21 protein-coding genes and 1 pseudogene are annotated in these 23034 nt (G+C 69.4%); 8 read left to right on the forward strand and 14 right to left on the reverse strand.

Features of this window, described 5'->3' with window-relative positions:
• Nucleotides 1-8: 8 nt before the first annotated feature.
• The 9 genes and pseudogenes from E3328_RS11510 to hemB all read right to left on the reverse strand — a co-directional run bounded on the left by E3328_RS11510 (nt 9) and on the right by hemB (nt 9710).
• Nucleotides 9-590 carry a diacylglycerol/polyprenol kinase family protein gene (locus tag E3328_RS11510; RefSeq protein ID WP_135364792.1) on the reverse strand — a complete coding sequence of 194 codons (582 nt, stop codon included), beginning with the start codon at nt 588-590 and terminating at the stop codon, nt 9-11.
• Nucleotides 591-624: 34 nt separating this feature from the next.
• On the reverse strand, nt 625-2454 hold the full coding sequence (gene glyS / locus E3328_RS11515; protein ID WP_135364793.1) for a glycine--tRNA ligase: 1830 nt from the start codon (nt 2452-2454) through the stop codon (nt 625-627).
• Nucleotides 2451-3299, reverse strand: coding sequence for a CBS domain-containing protein (locus E3328_RS11520; RefSeq protein WP_135364794.1), 849 nt, complete (start codon nt 3297-3299; stop codon nt 2451-2453). The genes glyS and E3328_RS11520 overlap by 4 nt, the downstream gene beginning before the upstream one ends.
• 121 nt (nt 3300-3420) lie before the next feature.
• Nucleotides 3421-3879, reverse strand: a complete 459-nt coding sequence (locus E3328_RS11525) for an Lrp/AsnC family transcriptional regulator (RefSeq protein ID WP_135364795.1) — start codon at nt 3877-3879, stop codon at nt 3421-3423.
• A gap of 13 nt (nt 3880-3892) precedes the next feature.
• Nucleotides 3893-5725: pseudogene (locus E3328_RS11530) on the reverse strand (ammonium transporter).
• A gap of 367 nt (nt 5726-6092) precedes the next feature.
• The gene (locus tag E3328_RS11535) at nt 6093-6557 is read right to left on the reverse strand and encodes an Lrp/AsnC family transcriptional regulator (protein ID WP_135364796.1); all 465 of its coding nucleotides are present in this window, start codon (nt 6555-6557) and stop codon (nt 6093-6095) included.
• Nucleotides 6558-6563: 6 nt separating this feature from the next.
• Nucleotides 6564-6917, reverse strand: coding sequence for a nitrogen regulatory protein GlnK1 (locus tag E3328_RS11540; RefSeq protein ID WP_135364797.1), 354 nt, complete (start codon nt 6915-6917; stop codon nt 6564-6566).
• The gene (locus E3328_RS11545; protein ID WP_394345912.1) at nt 6910-8316 is read right to left on the reverse strand and encodes an ammonium transporter; all 1407 of its coding nucleotides are present in this window, start codon (nt 8314-8316) and stop codon (nt 6910-6912) included. The genes E3328_RS11540 and E3328_RS11545 overlap by 8 nt, the downstream gene beginning before the upstream one ends.
• A 413-nt stretch (nt 8317-8729) precedes the next feature.
• On the reverse strand, nt 8730-9710 hold the full coding sequence (gene hemB / locus E3328_RS11550; protein ID WP_135364799.1) for a porphobilinogen synthase: 981 nt from the start codon (nt 9708-9710) through the stop codon (nt 8730-8732).
• A gap of 156 nt (nt 9711-9866) precedes the next feature.
• Here hemB and E3328_RS11555 point away from each other — a divergent pair, with 156 nt between their 5' ends.
• From E3328_RS11555 to E3328_RS11565, 3 genes are all read left to right on the forward strand, one after another.
• The gene (locus E3328_RS11555) at nt 9867-10514 is read left to right on the forward strand and encodes a DedA family protein (protein ID WP_135364800.1); all 648 of its coding nucleotides are present in this window, start codon (nt 9867-9869) and stop codon (nt 10512-10514) included.
• A gap of 67 nt (nt 10515-10581) precedes the next feature.
• Nucleotides 10582-11148, forward strand: coding sequence for a GNAT family N-acetyltransferase (locus tag E3328_RS11560; protein WP_135364801.1), 567 nt, complete (start codon nt 10582-10584; stop codon nt 11146-11148).
• Complete coding sequence (locus E3328_RS11565) at nt 11148-11726, forward strand: GNAT family N-acetyltransferase (protein ID WP_135364802.1); 579 nt, start codon at nt 11148-11150, stop codon at nt 11724-11726. Before E3328_RS11560 ends, E3328_RS11565 begins: the two co-directional genes overlap by 1 nt.
• Before the next feature lies 1 nt (nt 11727).
• Here E3328_RS11565 and E3328_RS11570 read toward each other — a convergent pair whose 3' ends face one another.
• Nucleotides 11728-12468: a competence/damage-inducible protein A gene (locus tag E3328_RS11570; protein WP_135364803.1), complete on the reverse strand. Its 741-nt coding sequence runs from the start codon at nt 12466-12468 to the stop codon at nt 11728-11730.
• A 105-nt stretch (nt 12469-12573) separates the two neighbouring features.
• Nucleotides 12574-12990, reverse strand: coding sequence for a DUF5802 family protein (locus E3328_RS11575; RefSeq protein WP_135364804.1), 417 nt, complete (start codon nt 12988-12990; stop codon nt 12574-12576).
• A gap of 174 nt (nt 12991-13164) precedes the next feature.
• Between E3328_RS11575 and E3328_RS11580 the strand changes: the two genes are divergently transcribed.
• The gene (locus E3328_RS11580; RefSeq protein ID WP_135364805.1) at nt 13165-13881 is read left to right on the forward strand and encodes a DUF1405 domain-containing protein; all 717 of its coding nucleotides are present in this window, start codon (nt 13165-13167) and stop codon (nt 13879-13881) included.
• A gap of 97 nt (nt 13882-13978) precedes the next feature.
• Nucleotides 13979-14626 carry an ArsR/SmtB family transcription factor gene (locus E3328_RS11585; RefSeq protein WP_135364806.1) on the forward strand — a complete coding sequence of 216 codons (648 nt, stop codon included), beginning with the start codon at nt 13979-13981 and terminating at the stop codon, nt 14624-14626.
• On the opposite strand, the gene E3328_RS11590 is transcribed toward E3328_RS11585, so the two are convergent.
• Nucleotides 14623-15231, reverse strand: coding sequence for a hypothetical protein (locus tag E3328_RS11590; RefSeq protein ID WP_135364807.1), 609 nt, complete (start codon nt 15229-15231; stop codon nt 14623-14625). The two genes, E3328_RS11585 and E3328_RS11590, sit on opposite strands and share 4 nt — an antisense overlap.
• A gap of 138 nt (nt 15232-15369) precedes the next feature.
• Between E3328_RS11590 and E3328_RS11595 the strand changes: the two genes are divergently transcribed.
• From E3328_RS11595 to E3328_RS11605, 3 genes are all read left to right on the forward strand, one after another.
• Nucleotides 15370-16218 (forward strand): alpha/beta fold hydrolase, encoded by an 849-nt coding sequence (locus tag E3328_RS11595; protein WP_135364808.1) that lies wholly within the window; start codon nt 15370-15372, stop codon nt 16216-16218.
• Nucleotides 16219-16635: 417 nt separating this feature from the next.
• Nucleotides 16636-17460, forward strand: coding sequence for an MBL fold metallo-hydrolase (locus E3328_RS11600; protein WP_135364809.1), 825 nt, complete (start codon nt 16636-16638; stop codon nt 17458-17460).
• Nucleotides 17461-17528: 68 nt separating this feature from the next.
• Nucleotides 17529-17879 carry a DUF7968 family protein gene (locus E3328_RS11605; RefSeq protein ID WP_135364810.1) on the forward strand — a complete coding sequence of 117 codons (351 nt, stop codon included), beginning with the start codon at nt 17529-17531 and terminating at the stop codon, nt 17877-17879.
• A 66-nt stretch (nt 17880-17945) separates the two neighbouring features.
• On the opposite strand, the gene E3328_RS11610 is transcribed toward E3328_RS11605, so the two are convergent.
• Nucleotides 17946-20429 carry an outer membrane protein assembly factor BamB family protein gene (locus E3328_RS11610; protein ID WP_135364811.1) on the reverse strand — a complete coding sequence of 828 codons (2484 nt, stop codon included), beginning with the start codon at nt 20427-20429 and terminating at the stop codon, nt 17946-17948.
• A 604-nt stretch (nt 20430-21033) separates the two neighbouring features.
• Complete coding sequence (locus tag E3328_RS11615) at nt 21034-22878, reverse strand: hypothetical protein (RefSeq protein ID WP_135364812.1); 1845 nt, start codon at nt 22876-22878, stop codon at nt 21034-21036.
• Between the last annotated feature and the right edge of the window lie 156 nt (nt 22879-23034).

Raw genomic sequence — 23034 nt, forward strand, 5'->3', positions numbered from 1 at the left:
GTCGCGGCTCAGACCGGCGTCGACGGCAGGAACTCGACGGCGAGGAACATCGCGGCGGCGCCGGCGACGGGGATGGTGAGGTTGTCGTCGATGACGTAGCCCCGAACCACGGGCTTGATCCCGTCGGCGACGGTCGCCGCGACGCCCCCGGCGACTGCGGCGGTCGCCGGGACGAAGGGGACCGCCAGCAGCGTCGCCACGGCGAAGGTCGTCAGCAGGACGGTCACGTCCTTGGCGGTCCGCAGCTCGCCCGAGCCAAGCAGGCCGGAGACGGGGTCGGCGATGGTCAGCATCAGGATGGCCGGGACGGCGATGGTCGGCTCGAACACGAGCGCGACGACGGCCATGCTGAACACGGCGAGGAAGTAACCCGCGAGGTTGTCCTGCTCGTACTCCCGGGTGAGCTTCTCGTAGACCCACCAGTCCAGCCCGACGACCAGCCGGACGACCTCCAGGACCGAGGCGACGGCCAGGCCGGCGACCAGCAGGGCCTGGACGTGGAGCCACTCGACGGCCGGCACGAACAGGTACGCGAGCGGCACCGCTGTCCCGCTCGCGTGGACCAGCCGCCGGAGTATCTCGTCGCGCATGGGTGTCGGTCCGCGGCGTCCGCCGCGGCGTGAGCTACAGCTCCGCGAACTCGATGTCGCCGTCCCGCAGCGCCTCCAGCGTCTCGGGGAGGTCGTCGATGTCGACGCGCCGCTGGGCGGTGGTGTCGCGCTCGCGGACGGTCACCGTCCCTGGCTCGCCCTCGTCGTCGTCGCGGGCCTCGCCGACCGTCGCGTAGTCGACGGTGACGCAGAAGGGGGTCCCGACCTCGTCCTGGCGGCGGTAGCGCCGGCCGATGGCGCCCGAGTCGTCGTACGCCACGGAGAGACCGCGCTCGCGCAGGTCGGCGGCGACCTCCCGTGCCTTCTCGCCCAGGCCGTCCCGATCCATCAGCGGGAAGACGCCGACGGTCGTCGGCGCCACCTCGGCCGGCAGTTCGAGGTAGGTCCGCTCCTCGCCGTCGACCTCGTCCTCGCGGTAGCAGTGGTCGAGTACCGTGTACAGCGCGCGGTCGATACCCAGCGACGGCTCGACGACGTGGGGCAGGAAGTGCTCGCCCGACTCGGTGACCTCCTCGACGGCGAAGCCGGTCTGGCCGACGGGCACCTCGTGGCGCTCGCCGTCGACCGTGACGGTGACCGTGCCCTCGCCGTCGGGGTCCTCCTCGGCCTCGCGGAAGGCGTCGGGGTCCTCCTCGGCCAGCCGCTCCAGCGCGTCGGCCACGTCGCCGGCCGCGCCGCCGAACTCCGGCCCCAGGTAGCTCATATCGGGGTCGACGGCGGGTCGCTTGACGGTGACGGGCTCGTCGTACTGCCGGAAGACCGTGAAGTCGTCGTCGGAGTACTCGTCGTGTTTCGAGAGGTCGTAGTCCGAGCGGTAGGCGAACCCGGCGATCTCGACCCAGTCGCCGGTGATGTAGCTCTCGGCGTCCCAGCAGTCGGCGGCGTAGTGGGCGAGTTCGCCGCCGAGGTGCTGGCGGAAGCGGAACCGGTCCATGTCGACGCCGATGGACTCGTACCACTCCGCGGCGACGCCGAGGTAGTAGGCGATCCACGGGTCGGCGACGAGCCCCTCGTCGACGGCTTCCCGGATCGTCAGCTCCCGGGCCTCGCCGTCCTCGTCCTCCTGTGCGGCCGCGCTGTAGAAGGGCGCGACGACGTCCTCGACCGCCGAGAGGTCCGGCTCGTCCTCCTCCGGATCGATGAACAGTTCGAGTTCGGCCTGGGTGAACTCCCGGACGCGCACGAGCGACTTCCGGGGGCTGATCTCGTTGCGGTAGGCGCGGCCGATCTGCGTGACGCCGAAGGGCAACTGGTTGCGGGCGTACTCCTTCAGCTGGGGGAACTCGACGAAGATGCCCTGGGCGGTCTCCGGGCGGAGGTAGCCGGGCGAGGAGGACCCCGGACCAATCGTCGTCTCGAACATGAGGTTGAACTCCTCGATGGCCTGGCCGGCCAGGCCCGCGCCACAGACCGGACAGACGAGTTCGTACTCGGCGATGATCTCGCCGACGCGCTCCGCGCCGAGCGCCTCGGCCTCCTCGTAGTCCGTGTTGTCCTCGACGACGTGGTCCGCCCGGTGGCTCTCGCCGCAGTCCGGGCACTCGACTATCATGTCGTCGAAGCCGTCGAGGTGGCCCGACGCCTCGAAGACGGCTTCGGGCATGACGGTGGGGGCGTCGATCTCCATGTTGCCCTCCCGGACCGTGAACCGGTCGCGCCAGGTGTCCTCGACGTTGTCCTTGAGGGCGGCGCCGTTGGGACCGAACGTGTAGAAGCCGGAGACGCCGCCGTAGGCGCCGGCGCTCTGGAGGAAGAAGCCCCGCCGCTTGGCGAGCTCGGTCAGATCGCCGCTCCGGTCGTCGCCCGCGCCGTCCGCGCCGCTCCGCTGCTCGCCCTCGCTCATCGAAGCGCCTCCAGGAGATCCATGTCCCGGACGACGCCGGTCAGGTCGTCGCCGGAGACCAGCGGGATCTGCTCGATGTCGTGCTCGATCATCAGCTGGGCGGCGTCCTGTGCGGTGCGGCGGCCGCTGATGGTGACCAGGTCGTCGGTCATGAACTCCGAGACGGGGCCGGCGGGGATCTCGACGTTGCGGGTGGGCATGTACCGGGAGCCGACGGCCTTGACGCTCTCCCACTTCCAGTCGTCGTCGTCGGCGGCGAGGCTGTCGCCGGTCTCCTCCTCGCCCTCGACGACGCGGGCCACGTCGATGATGTCGACCTCGGTGATCATCCCGCTGGTCTCGCCGGCGTCGTCCAGCGCGACGCCGTAGGGGGCGTCGGCGTGGGACAGCTCCCGCTCGGCGACGGGCAGCGGCGCGCCCTCGTAGACGCAGTTGACCTCGCGCTGGGCGAGGTCGCCGACGGTCACGTCGCCGTCCACGTCGCCCGTGGCGATAGCGCGGACCACGTCGGTAATGGTGACGATCCCCTCCAGGCGGCCGTCGACGACGGGGACCCGCCGGGCGCCTTCGGCGAGCATGAGCTCGGCCAGCTCCGTCAGGCTCGCGTCGGCGCTGGTGGTGGGGACCTCCTCGACGAGCATGGCGAGCTGGTCCTCGTCGGGCTGGTCGATCAGGGCGTCGCGGGAGACGAGACCGCGGAACTGTTCGCCGTCGTCGCCCTCCTTGACCACGGGGACCGACGAGAACGCCCGCTCCTGGAGATATTCGAGGACGTCGTCGCGGGTGCCGGGTAACTCGACCGTGACGAGGTCCTCGCGGGGCGTCATTACGTCTGCGACGTTCATAGTACAGCGTACTCCCAGCCCCAAATACTAAGACCTTACACTTCACCGCTCGCGCGAGCGTCGCCGCCGGCGAGGCGGTCGGGCGCTCCGATCGCGCGTCGACCGAAGCGGTCGGGGCCGCTCACTCCCCGGCGAGCGGGAGCGGGTCGTTCTCGGCGACGACCTCCAGCACGACGTTCGTGGTGACCGATTCGACCTCGTCGCGGACGAGCAGCTCCTTGATCCGGGCGTTCAGCGACGCCGTGTCGGTGAACTTGCCGACGGCGACCACGTCCTGGCTCCCGGTGACCTCGTAGACGCCGACCATGTTGCGCGCGCCGGACAGGTCGGCGACGACCGCCTCGATCCCGGAGCCGACCACGTCGAGGTTGAACACGGCCGTCACCTCGAAGCCGAAGGCGCCGTAGTCGACCTCGGGACGGTACCCCTCGATGACGCCGGCGTCTTCGAGCGCCTGGACGCGCTTGGTGGCGGTCGCGGTCGCGATCCCGACCCGGTCGGCGAGCTCGTTCGCGCTCGCGCGGCCGTCGGCCAGCAGCGCGTCGACCAGCCGCCTGTCCGTCTCGTCGATGTCGACCATGGCTTCCGGGCCTCTAGACCGCGTCCCGACCGGTCTTGCCCGTGCGGATCTGGGTCGCGCTCTCGACGGGGAGGACGAACACCTTGCCGTCGCCCTTCTCGCCGGTGTTGGCGCCCTCGACGATGGCGTCGACCACGTCGTCGGCGGGGATGTCCGCGACGACGCACTCGATTTTCACCTTCTGGTGGAGGTCGACGACGTACTCCTCGCCGCGCCACTGGCCCTTCTTCGCCGGCTGGGAGCCCCGGCCGGAGACGTTCGTCACCGTCAGCGAGGGGGCGCCGATCTCCGCCAGCGCCTGCTTCACGTCGCCCAGCTTGTCGGGCCGCACCATCGCGACCACCATCTTGATCTCTCCGTCGTTCGGTTCCGCCTCGCCGCCGTCCGTGCGAATCTCGTTGTCAGTCATCTTCGAGTCCGTGTTCGCGTGGTCGTCCGCGTCGATGCTGTCAGTTTGGGTGTCGTCGGTCATGGGTCAGTCACTCCGTTCGTCCGTGGTGCGCTCGGCGGGGACGGGGTTCTCTTCGCTCACGAACCCGCCGTCGGCGACCGCGGCGCCCTCGTCGCCGAACTCGGGGTAGGTCTCGACGCCGTGCTCGCTCACGTCGAGACCCTCCTGCTCGTGTTCGCGACTGACGCGGGCCTGACCGAGCGCCTTGAACGCGCCCCAGACGAGGCCGGTGGTGCCGACCGTCCAGACCGTGATGATCGCGACGCCCGCGAACTGGGCGATGAAGCCCTCGATCATGAACCCGACGTTCGGCGTGAAGCCGCTCCAGGCCTCGACCGCGACGAACGAGTACATGAGCGTCCCGATGACGCCCGCGCTCCCGTGGACGGGGAAGACCGCACACACGTCGTCGATGTTCAGGCGCTTCTCGACGAAGCTGAAGACGATGGGCAGCTGCACGCCGGCGACGCCGCCGACGAGGAACGCGCCCCACCACGTCGTCGTATGGGGGATCGCCGTGATGCCGACGAGGCCGGCCAGCAGCCCGTTGGCGACGTAGAGGGTGTCGACCTTGCCGGTCTTCAGCCCGGCGGCCGCGCCGGCCCCCATCGCCCCGCAGGCCATCGCGATCGTCGTGGTCAGCGCGACGCGGCCGAGCTGGTCGGCCACGAAGACGTTGTCGCTGTTGAAGATCGCCGAGGTGCCGACGTTGAAGCCGTACCAGCCGAACGCGAGCATCAGCGTGCCCAGCACGGCGAAGGTCATCGAGTGACCGGGGATGACGTTCGCCGAGCCGTCGTCGTTGAACCGACCGATGCGCGGGCCGAGCACCCACGCGGCCGTGAGGCCGGCGATGCCGCCCATCGCGTGGACGACCGTCCCGCCGGCGAAGTCGGTAAAGGCCGCGCCGACGGCCGAGCCGACGGCGCCGTCGGCGCCGAGCAGGCCCGTCGCGTACCAGGCCATGCCGGAGACGACCGGGTAGATGACCGCCGCCAGCAGGAGCGTGTAGCCGACGTAGGCGCGCAGCTTCGCGCGGCCGGCCACGGCCCCGGAGACGATGGTCGCCGCCGTCATCGCGAAGACGGCGCCGTAGAGCCAGCCGATCCAGTCGGCGGCGGTGTCGGCGCCGAACGCCGGCGAGAAGCTCCCCGTCCCGACGAGGCTGTCGACGCCCGCCCCGACCAGGAAGAAGACGGTGACGCCGACGCTCCAGGTCAGCAGGTTCTTCGTCAGCTGGTTCGAGACGTTCTTCGAGCGGACCTGCCCCGCCTCCAGCATGGCGAAGCCGGCGTGCATGAAGAAGATGAGGAACGTGACGACCAGTATCCACACGTTGTTTATCGCGTCGATCAGCGTCTGGGTCTCCGTCTGCAGTGGCGTGAGTTCGAGCATGTGTCGTTGTGGTGCCCGACTGGTTCCGGATCGTTCAGCCGGGAGCGTTTTTGGTCTCCGATTGTTTCGGAGAGTACGGGAGAACTGTGCGGAATCCCACTGTATAAGGGTTGGCTTTACAATGACGAAACTTTCAGGGGTTCCGTAGACGCTCGTCAAAATTATGGTAGAATATTATCCCTTTAAGGTTGTATTCCGTCCAGAAACGCTAGGTTGACGCGCGTCGAATCTGGACGCTCGTCAACCGGTGATGGCGGCAAAAACGGCCGATCCGGGGGGTAGACGCTCTCGCGCGCTCGACGTGACGATCGGATCCGGGGAGGGCGAGAAAGTGATCGAGCGTCGGAGCGGGTCGACGGGGCGACCGTTACCCGTCGACGTCGACGGGGAGGCGGTCGTACTCGCAGACGGTGTCGAGGACGATGCTCGTTCGGGCCGAGCGCACCTCGGGGTGAGTGAGCACCGACTTGATCCGGGCGTTCAGGGCCTCCGTGTTCTCGAACTTGCCGACGGCGACCACGTCGTCGCTCCCGGTGACCTCGTAGACGCCGACCATGTCGCCGGCGCCGCGCAGGTCGGCGACGACCGTCTCCAGGCCGGCGCCGTCCACGTCCAGCCGGAACACCGCCGTCACGTCGTAGCCGAAGGCGCCGTAGTCGACCTCGGGCTGGAACCCCTCGATGACGCCGTCCTCCTCGAGGCGCTGGAGCCGTTTGGTCGCGGTGGCGGTGGCGACCTCCGCCCGCTCGGCGAGCTCGCTCGCGCTGGCGCGCCCGCTGTCCAGCAGCGCGTCGACGATCCGCCGGTCGGTGTCGTCGATGTCCGCCGACATCGAATCTCAGACGGCCTCCGGGCCCGAGTCGCCGGTCCGGACCTGGACGGCGTCCTCGACGGGGAGGACGAAGATCTTGCCGTCGCCGGGCTCGCCCGTCTGGGCGGCGTCGGCGATGGCGTCGACCACGTCCCGGGCGGGGATCTCGGAGACGACGCACTCGATCTTGACTTTCTGGTGGAGGTCGACGACGTACTCCTCGCCGCGCCACTGGCCGGTCTTGGCCGGCTGCGAGCCGCGACCGGAGACGTTCGTGACGGTGAGCGAGGGGGCGCCCGCCTCCGCGAGCGCCTGTTTCACGTCGCCGAGCCTGTCCGGGCGGACCACGGCGACGACCATCTTGATCCCGTCGTCAGTCATCGGAGACACCTCCCTGGGCGCCGCCGTCCGTGCGGAGTTCGGAGCCACCGTCCGCGCTCACGGCGGGGCTGTCGCGGCTGCCGCCGGCGGTGAACTCGGGGTAGACCGAGACGCCGTGTTCGCTCTCGTCGAGGCCGGCCTCCTCCTCCTCGTCGGAGACGCGGAGGCCGAAGAGGGCGTCGGCGACCTTGAACGCGACGGCGCTGGCGAGGACGGTCCAGACCGCGATGACGAGGCAGCCGGCGACCTGCATGGTCAGCTGGTTCACGCCGAGGAACGTGTAGCCGCCGGTGGCGGTGACGCCGAAGACCGGGATGAGGACGGTCCCGATGGCGCCTGCGCTCCCGTGGACCGCGAAGACGCCGCAGACGTCGTCGATCTTCAGCGAATCGACGACCCAGCGGTAGGTCGGCAGGACGAGTGCGCCCGCGAGACCGCCGAGGACGACGCCGCCCCACCAGGTGACGTGGGGGACGGCGCCGGTGACGGCGACCAGCCCGGCCAGCAGGCCGTTGGCGGCCCACAGCGGGTCGGGCTTGCCCTGCCACGCCGAGGAGACGACCATGGCCGCGACGCCGCCCGCGCCCATGCCAAGCGTCGTGTTCACGACGACCTGGCCGAGCGCGGCGCCCATGAACGTGACACCGCCGTCGCTCGCCGAGAGCACGGTCGCCTGGGTGCCGACGTTGAAGCCGTACCAGCCGAACGCGAGGAACAGCGTGCCCAGCACCGCCAGCAGCATCGAGTGGCCGGGAATGGGCTGGCTGTTCCCGCTCGAATCGTAGCGGCCGGCGCGGGGACCGACCATCTTCGCGCCCACGAGCCCGGCGAGGCCGCCGACCATGTGGACGACCGTCGCGCCGGCGAAGTCGAGGTACCCGACGCCGATGGCCTGCCCGAGGAAGCCGTCCGCCGAGAGCAGGCCGCCGGCCCACGTCAGTCCGGTCACGACCGGGTAGATGACGGCGGTCATCGCCGCGGCGATGAAGACGTACGCCGAGAAGTTCATCCGCTCGGCGACCGCGCCGGAGACGATGGTCGCGGCGGTCATCGCGAAGACCGCGCCGAAGAACCACCCGATGTACTGGGTCGGGTCGTTGACGTGGCCCCACGCGCCCCCGAGGTCGAACGCCGTCCCGGGGGCCGTCAGCTGCCCGACGAGGGCGCTGACGGCCGCACCGACGGCGAAGAACACGAGCACGCCGAGCATCCAGTCGGTCATGTTCTTCATCAGGACGTTCCCGACGTTCTTCGCGCGGACCTGCCCGCTCTCCAGCAGCGCGAAGCCCGGCTGCATGAAGAAGATCAGGAAACAGACCACGAGGATCCAGACGTTGTTCACCCCGTCGGCGACCGCGCCCGGGTCCAGCTGGAGCACCGCGTCGGCCGCCGGCGCCAGCGGCGCCGCCGCCATCAGCGGCTCACCTCCGCCCCGCCGGGGCGACCCGATATATCTTGATGATCGCGTACCGTTCCACCCGTTCTCACTACGTTCGTAGTCTCCATCTCGGTTGAGGGTCATGGAACCCTACTACATAAGGGTATTCTTGAAAAGATAGAAATATATCGGGTGTAACGGGACGACCGTGGAAAGTACCCCATGGTATCATGGATATAAGGTACTTGTACGTCCAGTTTTATCGACGATCGTCCGATCGAATCGAACGTTCGTCGACCGGAATACGGGGGATCGGCGGCGGATCGGGGTCGTTCCGCTCGCGCGCGGCCCGGTCCGATCGGGAACCGCGGGCGGCGAGCGACCGGGTCGGGACTCCGGGCGGTGGGGGCTGGATCGGCGGGACGAGGCCGTCGCTACAGCCGCTCGGCCACGTCCTCGGCGAAGTAGGTGAGGATCAGGTCGGCGCCGGCCCGCTTGATCGACAGCAGCGACTCGCGGGCCACCGCCTCCAGGTCGAGCCACCCCTTCTCGGCGGCGGCGTGCAGCATCGCGTACTCCCCGGAGACATTATAAGCGGCGACCGGGTGGTCGAAGTTCTCGCGCACGTCCGCGACCACGTCGAGGTAGGGCAGCGCGGGCTTGACCATCAGCACGTCGGCGCCCTCCTCGACGTCCAGCGCGACCTCGCGGGCCGCCTCGCGGCGGTTGGCGGGGTCCATCTGGTAGTGGCGGCGGTCGCCGAAGGCGGGCGCGCCGTCGGCGGCGTCGCGGAAGGGCCCGTAGAAGGCCGACTCGTACTTCGCCGCGTAGCTCATGACCGGCAGCGACTCGAAGCCGCGGGCGTCCAGCTCCGCCCGGATGGCCCCGACCATCCCGTCGGTCATGCTGGAGGGCGCGACCATGTCCGCCCCGGCCTCGGCGTGGGAGGCGGCGGTCTCGGCCAGCAGTTCGAGCGTGCGGTCGTTGTCGACGGTCAGCTGTGGGTCCTCGCGGGCCCCCTCCTCCAGCACGCCGCAGTGGCCGTGTTCCGTGTACTCGCAGAGGCACACGTCGGTGATCACGTAGGCGTCGGTCCCGTCGGCGATCGCCCGGACGGCGCGCTGGACGACGCCGTCGTCGGCCCAGGCGCGCGAGCCCTCCGCGTCTTTCGACTCGGGGATCCCGAAGACCATGACGGCCTCGACGCCCGTCTCGCGCACCTCGCGGACGCGCTCGGCCGCCTGGTCGACGGGCACGCGCGCGTGCCCCGGCATCGACCCGATCGGGCGGCGTTCGTCGGTCGTCGCGTCGACGAACACGGGCGCGATCAGGTCCGACGCCGAGAGGTCGGTCTCCCGCACGAGCGGGCGGACGCCGTCGCTCCGGAGTCGCCGCGGTCGGCGTGGCAGGTCCATACCCGCATTCGTCGTCTCGGGGTAATCAGCGTAGCGGCCGGACGCCGTCGCGCCCGGGGTCGGCGGCCGCCCGGCTGACGGCGGGCGCGGTTCCGCGGGCGGTCGGCGCCCCCGAGCGGAAGACATTTGCCCGACACGCCCGGACCGTTCCGGTGAATGGCATCACTGGACTCGACCCGTCGGGCCCGGCTGCGCGGGTTCGCCGAGGACTACGGGTTGATCGTCGTCGCCGGCGTCTTCTTCCTGCTCGCGGCCGCGGGCGCCGTCCTGTTCGTCTTCGGCGACGAGCAGTTCGCCCAGCGGATCATCGACACCTACGGCCTCCCCGCCCTGCTCCCCATCTTCGTCCTCGAGGGCGCGATGCTCCTCTATTTCGCCCCCAGCGAGGCGCTCGTCCCCGGGGCCATCGAGTTCCTCGCGACCGGTCCCTCGGGCTACGAGTGGGTGACGGTCGCGCTCATCTTCGTCGTCGCAACCGTCGGCGCGACGCTGGGGCAGGTCGCGCTGTTCCAGCTCGCCAAGCGGGGCGGCCGCGAGTGGCTGCTCCAGAAGCCGTGGTTCCGGGTCGACGAGTCGAAACTCGACCGCTTCGACCGCTGGTTCGACCGCTGGGGCAAGTGGGCCGTCCCCGTCAGCAACGCCCTCCTCTTTACCCGCGGCATGCTGACCGTCCCCGCGGGCGTCGCCGAGATCGACACCCGCGAGTTCGCCGTCCTCTCGGCGGCCGGCACCCTCGTCTTCGAGGCGTGGCTCGCGCTGGCCTACCACTACGCCGTCTCGCTGGGCCTGCTGGACTTCTTCTGAACGGGGACCGCGGGAGCGGATCCCACACCACCCCAACGCTTTCGCCGCGACCGCGCGAGTCGGAGGTATGCCAGGCCCCGTCTTCCTGCGCGGCGACCGCGTCGCGCTGTGTCCGGTCGAGGAGCGCGACCGCGAGTTCCTCAAGCGAAACCTGAACCGTCCCGAGATCAGGGCCGGCTTCGGGTCGGCGACGGCCCTCGGCGACGACGGCGTCGCCGGCTACGTCGAGGAGTTCACCGACGCGGACGACAGGGAGATATTCCTCGTCCGTGCCGACGGCGACCGCGTCGGCGAGGCGTTCCTGTTCGACCTCGAACCGCAGCGCGGGAGCGTCGAGATCGGCTACTGGATCGCGCCGGCCCACCAGGGCAACGGCTACGCCACCGCCGCGGCCGAACTGCTGGTCGACTACTGTTTCGCCGAGCGCCGGCTCCACAAGGTCGACGCGCGCGTGCTGGCGTTCAACGACGGGTCCCGTGCGGTTCTGGAGAAGGTCGGGTTCGAACGCGAGGGCCGCCGCCGGGACACCTTCTACGTCGACGGGGAGTACGTCGACGCCGACCTCTACGGGATCGTCGAGAGCGAGTGGGAGCGGCCGGCGTATCTCGTCGACCGGAGCGAGGACGGGGACTGATGCCCGGACCGGTCTTCCTCCGGGGCGAGCGCGTCACGCTCAGACCGCCCGAGGACGAGGATGTCGAGTTCCTCCAGCGCACCCACAACGACCCCGCAGTCCGGCGGTCCATGCCGCGCGTCCACCCGCAGAACCGCGCGGCGATCCGCGAGGAGTACGTCGAGAGCGACGGGACGGTCGGGCTCCTGATCTGCGAGAGCGACGGACGAGGAGAGGGCGAGCGCGGAGGCGACGGAGCGAGCGACGAGAACGACCCCGACCGCCTCGGGTTCTGCGCCCTGTTCGACATCGACGCGGACTCCGGCCGCGCGGAGGTCGGCGCGTGGCTCGCGCCCGACGCCGAGGGGCAGGGGTACGCGACCGAGGCGCTGTCGCTGCTGGTCGAGTACGCCTTCGCCGAGCGGCGGCTCGACCGGCTGAACGCCGGGCGGCTGGCGACCAACGACCGGTCGGCGGCGCTGCTCGACCGGCTCGGCTTCGTCGAGGAGGGGCGCCGCCGCGGGTACTACTTCGTCGGCGGCGAGCGCGTCGACCGCGTCGAGTACGGCCTGCTCGCCGAGGAGTGGGACGGGACCTGACTCATTCGCCGTCCTCGGGGTCGGCCACCTGCTCGTCGACCCACTCGACGGCCCGTTCGACCTCGTCGGGGTCGGTGCCGGTCACCTTCACCCGGCCGGGCTCCCCGCGGCGAGCGGGGTAGCTGCCGACGGCCACGTCGAACCGGTCGCGGACGCCGTCGAGGACGTGCCGCAGCGCGCCCTCCGGCGTCGACGTGGCGACCGACGCGGAGACCGCGTCGCCGCCGAACTCGTCGGCGACGGCGTCGAACATCACCTTCAGTTCCCCCGGGAACCCGGGGAAGACGTAGACGTTCTCGACGACACAGCCCGGGTTGAAGCTCTCCGCGGTCTGGATGGGACGGGCGCCCGCCGGCAGCGCCGCCGTCTCGTCGAGGTCGAGGTCGAAGTCGTGCTGTTCGTAGTACTCGGGGTTCTCCTCGCGGTAGCGGCGGGCCTTCTCGGCGACGCGGTCGCGGACCTCGGGCTGGACCTCCAGGTCGCGCCCGAAGGCGTCGGCGACGGCCTCGACCGTCACGTCGTCGGGGGTGTCGCCCAGCCCGCCGGTGACGACCACGGCGTCGAACTCGTCGGCGAAGTCGCCGACCCAGCGGGCGATCACCGCGCGGTCGTCCGGGATCGTGAGCATCCGCGCGACAGTCGCGCCCCGCTCGGTGAGCTGGCGGGCCAGCCACGTCGCGTTCGTGTTCTCCGTGTCCCCCGCGAGCAGTTCGTCCCCGACCGTGACGAGCGCGACTTCCATGGGCGTCTGCTGGGTACAGAGCCGGTAAACGGTGTCGGGTCGTGACCGTCCTCGGTGCGAACGCGCGCTCCGGTGTGCGCCGACCGCACCGCTCCCGGCCGCCGTTCAGATCCCGGTGGGACCGCCGAACTCGCCGTCGAAGGGGTGGTCCGGGACGGCCTCCTCGACGGCTTCCTCGCTCGTCGGGGTACCGGCGGCGACCGCGAGGAGCTGTCTGGCCCGCTCGGCCTTGGCGAGGAACACCTCCCGCAGCGAGGGGGGGTTGCGGACGTTCGTCTCCTCGACGAGCGATTCGGGGAGAGCGATGGTGTCCGCCGGGACGCGCTCGTCCCCGTAGACGGTGAAGTGTGTGTTCTCCAGTTTCATTACCAGAGGGAGGTCCGTCCGCGAGATCCCCTCGTCCGCGTACAGCTGCTCGTTGACCTGCTCGTGGGCGGCGGCGGCGATGGCCGCCGCGTCGCCCTCTCTGGGCTCGACGTAGAGCCGACCCAGGTAGTAGCCGCTGGAGAACTGTTCGAACATTGCCGTGCGAGTGGATCACAACCACGGTAACGGATAAGTCTTCCCCGGTAGCCTTATGCCGGCGCGCTTTCAGACCGCACGACGCGACCGCAGTCGGGCGGTTCCGGTGGGGACCGACTCCCGCACGCCCACGGCTTCGGTACCGCTTTGTGGCCGCGGGACTCCGGGTCGACCATGGACGAGTCGCCGGCGGGCGACGGGCGAGCGGACGACGAGCGGGCGGACGGAGGGGCGACCGACCGCAGCGCCGTGATCCCGCGGCGGTGGGCCCGCTACTACCTGGAGAACGCCCCCAGCCTCCTGTGGCTGATATTCGCCAACGTCGCGGGCGTGTTCGTCGGCTTCTTCTTCTACCTCAGCGTCGAGGAGCCCGCGCTGGCGAGCGTCGACACGCTGGCGTGGCCGGTGTACATGGACTCGCCGGTCGCGACGCTTTTGATGGCGCTGGCGCTGGCGACGCTCCTCCCGAACCTCGGGCGTCGGCTGGACGCCGCGCCCGCCAATCTCGTGCTCGCCTACCTCTACACGGTGACGTTCGTCTGGCTGGTCGAGACGGGGCTGTGGACGGCGCTGGCCCTCAATCTCCACTTCGGGCTCTACTTCCCCGACCTCTGGCGGTACTTCGGCGTGCTGGTCACGCACCTCCTGTTCGTCCCGGAGGCGTACCTCCTGCCGCACTTCGGGCGGACCACGCCCGGCGCGCTCGGCCTCGCGCTCGCGCTCGCGCTGGGCAACGACCTCGTCGACTACGGCTTCGGGCTCCACCCGCCGCTGCGCTACGAGCCGGGCCTCGTTCTGGTCGCCGGGAGCGTCGCCACGTCCGTCCTCGCCGTGGGCCTCGCCGCCCGCGCGTTCCCGCGACTGGGCGCCGACGGCGCGGCCGGGCGGTGACCGGACGGGACTTCACACACCCCGGTTCCGACGGCCGCACGACGGCGCCGGGACAGCGGGGACACGCTTTTAGGGCTCGACCGCGAACCTCAGGTGAATGGACTCCGCCGAACTGCTCGACCTGCTGGGCAACGCCAACCGTCGGCGGATCCTCCGGTTGCTCGCGCACAAGCCCTGTTACGTCACGGAGATCAGCGAGTACATCGGCGTGAGCCCGAAGGCGGTCATCGACCACCTCGAACGGCTCGACGAGGCCGGCCTCGTCGAGAGCAGCGTCGACGACCAGCGCCGCAAGTACTTCCGCATCGCCCGGAACCTCCGACTTGAGGTGACCGTCTCGCCCTACACGTTCGGCACCAAGAGCGGCTACCCCGGCAGCTCCATCGACGTGACCACCTGCCGGCACGTCTCCATCGACGCCGAGGTCGAGGAAGGGTCCGACGCCGGCGATCTGGCGGCGGAACTCGACCGCCTGCAGGACCTCGACCGCGAACTGTCGCTGGCCCAGCGGTGGGTCCACGGCCGCCTCTCGGAGGTGATGGAGCAGTTGACCGACCAGTTCGAGGGCGAGGACGCCCGCCTGCTCGGCGACGTGGTCTCGGCGCTGGCGACCCGCTCGGGCACCGTCGAGGAGGTGAGCCGCCGCGTCGAGGCGCCCCCAGAGGTCGTCGAGGAAGCGCTCGAACGGCTCGCCGAGGAGGGCGTCGCCGAGCGCGACGGCGACGAGTGGACGCTCCCGGACTAAATCTCGCGGGTGAGCCCGTCGCGCAGGTCCCGGCCGAAGTAGTGCCCGAGGACGGCGACGACGATCCCGGTGGTCGCGCCGAGCGCGGCGGTCGGCCCGAGCCCGAGGCTCTCGACGAACGTCAGCGTCAGCACCCCCTGCATCATCGTCGCGAAGACGGCGGCGGCCGCGCCGGCCACCGCCACGGGGACGTACCGGCGGGTGCCGCTGACCGCGCCCAGCAGGAAGGCGCCGAGGAACAGGCCGATCAGGCCCGTGACCGACCCGATCAGCGGGACGGCGCTGCCGGCGAACATCCCGCCGATCACGACCACCGCGGCGAGCAGGAACGAGCGCAACGAGGGGACGCTGACCCCGAGGCTCGGGCGGCCGATCGAGGGCGTCAGCCGCGAGCGCAGGCTCCGGCCCGAGTCGGCCCCGGAGGCGGACCCGGCGCTCGCTTCGCTCCCGGCGTCGGCGGTCGAGCCGCCCCCGCCGTCGAGGTCGCCGGTCAGCGCGTCCACGTCGACCCCGAGTTCGTCGTCGCTGAACCCCACGTCGCCGTCGTCGGGGTCGCCGAGGTCGCCGTCGAGGTCCTCGACCCGCTCGTCCGTCCGCTCTGACATACCCGACACTCCGGACCGAGGGCCCATGTGCCTTTTCCTCGCGTCGCCCCCGCGGCGACAGAACGAGCGAGGGGACCCCTACCAGTCTCCGGTTCCGGTGCCCGCACGCTTTTGCGGCCGATGCGCGTACGTGGCGTCATGCCAATCGAGACGCGCCCGCCGGCCGACTGGACGGCGGGCCACGTGGAGGTCGCCGAGGGAGTCAGACTGCACTACGACCGCAGCGGCGGCGACGGGCCGCCGCTGGTGGTCGCCCACGGCGTCTTCGACGACGGGCGCTGTCGGCTCCCGCTCGCCCGCGACCTGGCCGACGACTACGACGTGATCGTCTACGACGCCCGCGGCCACGGCCAGTCGTCGGCGCCCGAGTCGGGTTACGACGCCGACACCCGGGCGGCCGACCTGATCGGCCTGCTCGAAGGACTCGGCGTCGCCGACCCGATCCTCTTCGGCCACTCGATGGGCGGGGATACCGTGCTCGCGGCCGCCGCGCTCGATCCGGGCCGGCCGCGGGCCGTCGTCGCGGTCGACCCCGCCTGTCTGCTGGGCCACAACGCCGACAACCGCGGCGACGAACGCATGGACGAGGCGGAGGTCGAGGGGATCCGCCAGCGGATCCTGTGGTGGCAGGACCACACCAAGGCCGAACTGCTGGAGGCCGACGACGAACTCGCCGGCCACGTCGCCGACGGCGACGAGGAGCTCGCGAGTCTACTGGCCGACGCCCGCCTGCGAGTCAGCCCGAACATCACCGGGGTATTCACCAGCGGCTGGGTCGACCCCGAGGACGCCTTCCCCGATATCGAGGCGCCGACGCTGGTCGTCCGCGCCGACGTGGACGAGGCGGCGCGCGAGCGCGACCGCGATGCCGTCGACCTGCTCCCCGACGGCCGCCTGCTGCACGTCGACGACGCCGGCCACTGCGTCTTCCGCGACCGCCGCGCGTTCGCGACCGAACGGCTCCGGAGCTTCCTCGACGACATCTGACCGGGGGAGTGCGGCACTGCCGGGGACCGCCGACGGGACCGCCGCTGCCACCGCTGGCGACCGACTGTGTGCGGTCAGGAAGCGTGTCGCGCCGCGGACGCGGCGCGACCGGGGAGGAGTGGTGGCGCCCTCGCGAGCGCGCTCCGTCGCGCTCGCTACCGGCGGTCCGCGGTTGCGTTGCCGGGCGGAGCGGTCGCGGTGCTATGCGGGTGCAGCGCGGTCCTGGCGGACTGAAAGGGCAAGGCGCGAGCGCGCCGAGGGCTTTCACCGCCTGTCGTCGAGTGCGGTAGATACGACAGATAGCGGGCGTGACGAGCACATCCACCACTGCCGACAGCTCCTCTCACCACTAGAACGAACCGACGACAATCGCCGGCGCCCACGGCCTTTAGAGGCGGGGCGTCCTTTGGTCGGGCGATGGAAGTCACCCTCCTCGGGACCGGCGACACGACGGGGACGCCGACGCCCGGCTGCGACTGCGAGACCTGCCGGCGGGCGGTCGACCGCGGCGTCGAGCGCTCGCGGTTCTCAGTGCACGTCCGCAACGAGCGCACCGGCGAGTCGCTGCTGGTCGACACCAGCCCGGACTTCCGCCACCAGTTCCTCGGCCACGACGTACCGCTGCCCGACGCCGCCGTGATCACGCACATCCACTTCGACCACCTCGACGGCCTCGGGCACGCCTACCGGCTGTTCGACAGCCTGCCCGTCCACGCCGCCGACGAGCGCGACCCCGAGACGGGCGAGAGCGTCGCCGAGACGGTCCGGCGACGCTACGACTACCTCGACCAGGTCGCAGTCGTCCCCCAGACGCCCTTCGAACCCTTCGAGACCTGCGGGTTCGAGGTGACGCTGGTCCCGGTCGACCACCCGCCGCTGGTCTGCTACGGCCTCGCCGTCGAGGACCCCGAGACCGGCGCGAAGCTCTCGGTCTCCGGCGATACGACCTACGGGATCGGCGCGGACTCCAGGGCGGTCCTCGACGACCCGGACCTGCTGCTCGCCGACGGGATCGTGACCGCCGACCTGTGCGAGCACCACCCGGCGGGCGGCAACCACTTCGACGACGAGGGGCGCGCCCGCACGTTCGGCACGAAGCACATGACCGTCGAGGGCGCCGTCGCGCTGGGCGAGGACCTCGACGCGGACGAGACGCGGGTGGTCCACGTCTCCCACTTCCTCGACGCCGACCGGGCGTTCGAGGAGCCGCTGGCCGTCGACGGCGAGACGTATAGCCTCTGATCCGGGTTGACCTGCCAGCGACGCACGCGCCCGGAAACTCCATACCGCTCGCGCCCGAACCGGGGTACATGAGCAGCCAGGCCCCCGACGAGGCGACTGAACCGCTCGCGACGCGGGTGGTGCTGTCGTTCCCGGCCGACATCGGGAAGCACGGCCGTACCCGGATCCGTTCGGACTACTACAGGAACTACCTCACCAAGGTCCACGACGCGGCCGCCGAGGGCGACGAGTGGGACGAGTTCACCGACGTTGGCTGTTGCGGCAGCCAGATGGACGTGCCGCTCGTGGTCGAGGCAGTCGAGGGCGGCTCGCGGGTCGACACGGACACCGAGATCGAGTACACCGAGCGCGAGGCCTGCGGGATCAACCAGGGCTGGTCGGTCCAGCACGACGAACCCGAGGCGCTGGACGAGGGGTAACGCGGCGGTGCTCCGAGCGGGCCGCTGACACGGAAGGTCGCCGCCACCGCCGGCAGCGACGCAGGGTCACCCCTCTTCGAGGATGTGGAGCCGCCCGTCGGTGTCCGCGACGAGCAACCGGTCGCCGACAACGGTCGGGCTGTGGTTACTACCCGCTGCATCGTCCCACATGTCCAGCAGGTCACCGTCGGGAGTGTATCCAAAGACACTGCCGTTCTCGCCTGCGACGTAGAGACGACCCTCAGATGTCAACGCCGGCGCCGAGTTGATATTGCAGTTGAGGTTCCTCGACCAGAGGGCGTCGAGAGTCGCGGAGAAACAGTATATTTTTCCACTTTCCTTACATATTGCCGCTTTGTCTGAAGAGACGACAGGGGGAGCCGCGTACCGTCCGTTTACTTCCCAGGGCCCATCTCGGACCTTTTCCCGGCTCGGGTCACTGCGGACGACGTGGAACTTGTCACGATTAGTGACAACGTAGATCAGGTCGTTGGTGACTACCGGGTCCCAGTCGAGTGCGTAGTTTACCCCCCAGTCGCGATCTATCTTCGACCCGTTGGCAGCCCCGAAAGCAATGAGAACTCGGTCCGAGAGATAGACGACGTCGTCGTCGACGACTGGACGCCCCGGCACCATGTCCGAGACGGTAATCTTGAACCGGTCGCGATCCAGTCCGTCTCCGACGGCGTACAACCGCTCGTCACTGGTGAAGTAGACGACATTCTCACTGTGGACCGGTGTCGAATTGACTATGTCGGGAAGTCGATACTCGCCCCGTCGTTCCTTCGTCTGAAGGTCGAACGCGGCCACCCTCGGGTCCCGTTCTCCCGATCTACCAACCGGGACGTAGACCCTTCCATCGTGGAGGGACGGAGGGGCAGTGATCGAACCGAGATCCATCGACCAGTGTTCCTCGTGGTTCCGTAGGTCGTATACGTAGAGGGTCCCGGATTTCGCGGCGATGCAGACGTATTCGCCGTTGGTGGTCGGGGAACCGATGAACCCCGAACTGCAGAGGTCCGCACGGCGGCGTCGTTTGAAATTCTTCGGCCCGCGGTCGGGCGTCGATCCCGTGTTCTGCGCGTCGTACCGGACCATCGGTGCGGATCCGGACGATCCCGAGGGTGCAGGCGTGGTCGACTTGTCGGTCACTCCACCCGATGCCGTCGCGGCGACCGACCCGTCGGATGTCGACTCCGTCCGCTGGTTCGACTGTGACTGCGAGGACCGCTCCTCGGTTACGGGGTCCAGTTCCGGTGCCGGCTCCGGGGCGTTCCCCGAAGCGTTCGAACCGGCCGGTTTCCCGCCGGAATCTCCCCGGGACTCGGTCCGTGACCGCTTGTCGTTCGGAGACCGGTTCGATTCGGAGGTATTCGAGTCGGCACGAGTGCTCCGCTGGCCCCGCTGCTGGTTCCTGTTCCGGAGGATCTGCTTGTACTTCTGGCGCTGGGGTTTGTCGAACACGTCCCCGGAGGACTCGTCGTCGAGTTTCTTCGCGGCTTCCGCGGCGATCTCCCGAATTTCCGCGTCCTCGTCGTCGATGTACTTCCAGATCTGTTCCCGGGAGGGCGTCTCTCGCGTCTGGTGGGTGGTGTTCGCGGACAGCCGCTTGACCTCCTCGAGGCGAACATCGCGGTCGGCCTGCTGGCCATTCGAGCCGCCGGTCGACGACGGGGGCGTAAAGAGGCGAAGCGGAAGCCGCAGGACCGAGCCCGAAGGCCAGAGTCGGCCGGCGAGAGTCCCGACCGCGTAGGCGGCGTGGCCGAGGACCCACAGCGCGGTGACCACCACTAGCCCGTCGACGACCGGATTCCAGTTGTCGACGACTAGCTCCGTGATCGCCGACGCGGTGACGAACAGGACGGCCGCGACGGCGGTACCGCCGACGACTCCCAGAAGCGTCGCCGAGTGCTTCGAGACCCAGGACCGGTCCGTCGTCGACACTTCGACCGGCTGGTCGGCGAACCCGTCCGAGAGCTGCCCGACGAGTTCGTCGGTCGACCGGGCCAGCGACTCCAGGGACTCGGCGTCGGCGACCACCTGTTCGGCCCGGCGGTCCAGTTCCGTCGGGAACGGCGACCGGCTGAGCAGCGACCGGAGCCGCGAGAACGCGCGCCGAATGGGGACTCTCACCCGCCGTCTGAGCACGACGGTAACCAGCAGGAACGCCAGCAGCGGGCCGACGAGTTGCCAGTTCGCCGCCGTGAACTCGACGGTGGGGACGACCGGCGGGAGGTGGGGCGGGAACGTGTACGTGATCGAGTCTGTCGCGAGCGACGCCAGCTCGGTGAACGAACCGCGCCACGCGGCGTAGCCGAGACCGGCGACGAGCGCGACGGCGAACGCGAGCAGCCCCGTCTTGGCGACGCCCTCCCAGTTCATGCCCGGATCGACCTTCTGGCGGACGGTCACCGGGAACGCCTCGTCGAACCCCTGACGCTCGAGGGCCGCCACGACCCCGGCAGCCGATCGGTGCCCGGACAGTTTCTCGCCGGCCGCCGAGGCGAGCGCGTCGACCGACTCCGACAGCTCGTCCGTCGCATCCGCCACCTTCCAGTCCCGCCTGGCGTCCGCCGCCTGTCCGGTCAGCCGGATGCCGTCGAACTGGTCGTTGGGCTCGATGTAGATGTCCGCGTCGGTGTCGAACTGCGACGGCGGCTGCCGACAGATCGCGTAGCTCCGGTCGTCCCCGTAGCGGTCGTAGAAGTATCGGAACAGACGGACCGCCGTCAGCTCGTCGGGGGCGGCGAAGCTGAGGGTCCCGCAGTGGTCGAGCAGGTCGTCGGCCAGGTCGTCGGATATCGGTGGGCCGGTCGGATCCGCTGACGTGAGATTCTCGAAGACGACGTGACCGCCGCTAGCGCCGTCCCTGACGACCCAGTCCCGGCTCTCGACCGCCTCGCGTACTCGCCGCTGAAACTCGTCGAGGAAGTCCGGCGACCCGTCCGTCTCGTAGGTGGCGATGAACTGTTCCGGATCCGACCGACGGACGCCGACGAACGACCAGACGTACCCCGCCGACGGGTCGTACTCCAGCAGGAGTCCAGCGTTGAAATCATCGACCACAGATGTATCGATCTGCTCGTCCGTCCGCGGACCGCTCGTGTAGACGATCTCGCCGGTGGGACCGGGGTGGAGTTTCAGCGTCATCGGGTCACCCGTGGATCCGTCTGAGGAGCTGGATCGACCCCTGGAAGACCGTCTTCGGGACGTTTCGCGTCTTGATCAGCGACTTGTCTTCGTTGTCTCGCCGGTCCGGGTCGATGAAGTACCACGTCGGATAGACGGCCCCCTCGTTCTCCGTGTGGGCGATCAGGTCGTTGACGACGTCCGATTCCGCTCCGAGCACCTCCTGGCTGACGTGAGTCGCGAAGCCGTCGTACTCCTCCTCGACCGGGATCGGGAAGCTCTGGTCCTCCTCGACGCTCATCTCCTGGTAGTCCTTCCAGACGTAGTCCGCCTTCGTCGCGACCACGAAACACTGCTTGTCGCTGTAGGCGCGAGCCAAGTCGCGGTAGTACTCCAGATACCCCTTCTCCTCGCTCCGGTTGCCTGGTGGGTACTCCGGATACATCCGGCCACCGACTTCCCAGTGGACCCAGCCCGCCTCCGCGCCGGATGGGATACACTCGATCGTTTGGCGTGCCTCATCGCCGAGGTCCGAAACGGCGACGACGTTCGGGGCTTGTTCGTCGCGTCCCGTGCTGAGGAGGTCGCCCCGGGAACCGATGTACTCGAGGTCGAAGTACTCCCGTTGATTTCCCCGCTCCAGAACCGGTTGCAGGAAGTCGTCCATCGGGATGGTAAACAGGAGCGTGTCGGACTCCTCGATCTGTGCTTCGACTCGGTCGGCGAGGTCGCTGCCCAGGGACCGCCGACCGGTTCCGCCGTCGGTCACTGCCTCGTCCGTCTCCGCCTCGACCTCGCTTTCGTCGTCGTCCTCGTCCGAATCGGGTCGACGAGACGGGCCGGGCTCGGTGACTGACTCGCTGCGGTCGGCCCTGTCGGTCTCCTCGAGGTCTTCGTCACCGAGGATGTGCTGACAGATGTCGTTCAGCCGCTCACCGGGGTAGTCGTACGTCTCGAAATGGAACTGTTTGGGGAACAACCCCGGCGCGTACTTGTACCCGAACTGCAATATGTCGTCGTCTCCCCTCTCGTTGGGGTCGGGCCACCGGCCGTCTTTGATACTGTCGCGCGCCTGGTTGATCGGGGTCGCTCCCCGGTCTTCGTTCATCGCCGCGCTGTCGATGACATCCTCGACGGCGGCCTTCATGCCGCCGAACGCGGCCGTCTTTCCGCTCCGTGCCGGGCCCATCATCATCACCTTCTGGTTGGCCTGGAAGTTCGCGAACTGCTTGAGCGAGAAGAGCAACACGCCGATGACGGCGATGTCCTGCAGGATCGCCCCGAGGTCGAACCCGTAGAAGTACACCTGCCGGGCGACGAATCCGCTGTCGACGACTTGGATGGGGCTCCGGTAGCGGAGGTGCGCTTCCACGAACACGACGGCCAGCGCGGCCGCGACCGCCCACCAGACGCGGTTGACGGCGTCGTCGAGGACGACTCGGTTGCCCTCGAACAGGTCGGTCCACTCCTCGCTGCGCATCCCGCCGTACCACAGTCCGGCGGCCACGGAGACGACGAGACCGAGGAAGGCGAGTACGTTCGCCTGGGAGGCGACCATATCGAGGAAGACGCCGTTGACGGCGAGAAAGACCGCCGCGGGGAAGAACCCGAACAGGAAGACGAGCACGCCCTTCCCGCGACGGTACGAGTCGAAGAGGAACGTCCCGAACAGCCCGACGAAAAAGCCCGCGAGCACGACGTAGACGACGACCGCGGGAACGCCGAACTCGGGAAAGACACCGGCGATGATCCCCTTCGTGACACCACCTTTGTTCCACCAGCGGATGAACATCCTCGACACGAACACGGCGGAAGCGAGGAAAGCGAGGAAGTAGCCGATGAGTTCCACCCAGTCCCATAACACGAACACGCTCCTATCTCGCAAGGAAGAGACCCGATCTTGGACGCCCATAGGACCATTAATGGTCGATTCCGTGTAATTACGGTTACGATTACAGTCCATGTTGCCGACGGATCGGGTGATCTCACCGGATCCTGAACAGTCGTCGACTCCGGACAGTCCGGG

This window comes from Halosimplex halophilum (genome assembly GCF_004698125.1).
GTDB classification, from domain to species: domain Archaea; phylum Halobacteriota; class Halobacteria; order Halobacteriales; family Haloarculaceae; genus Halosimplex; species Halosimplex halophilum.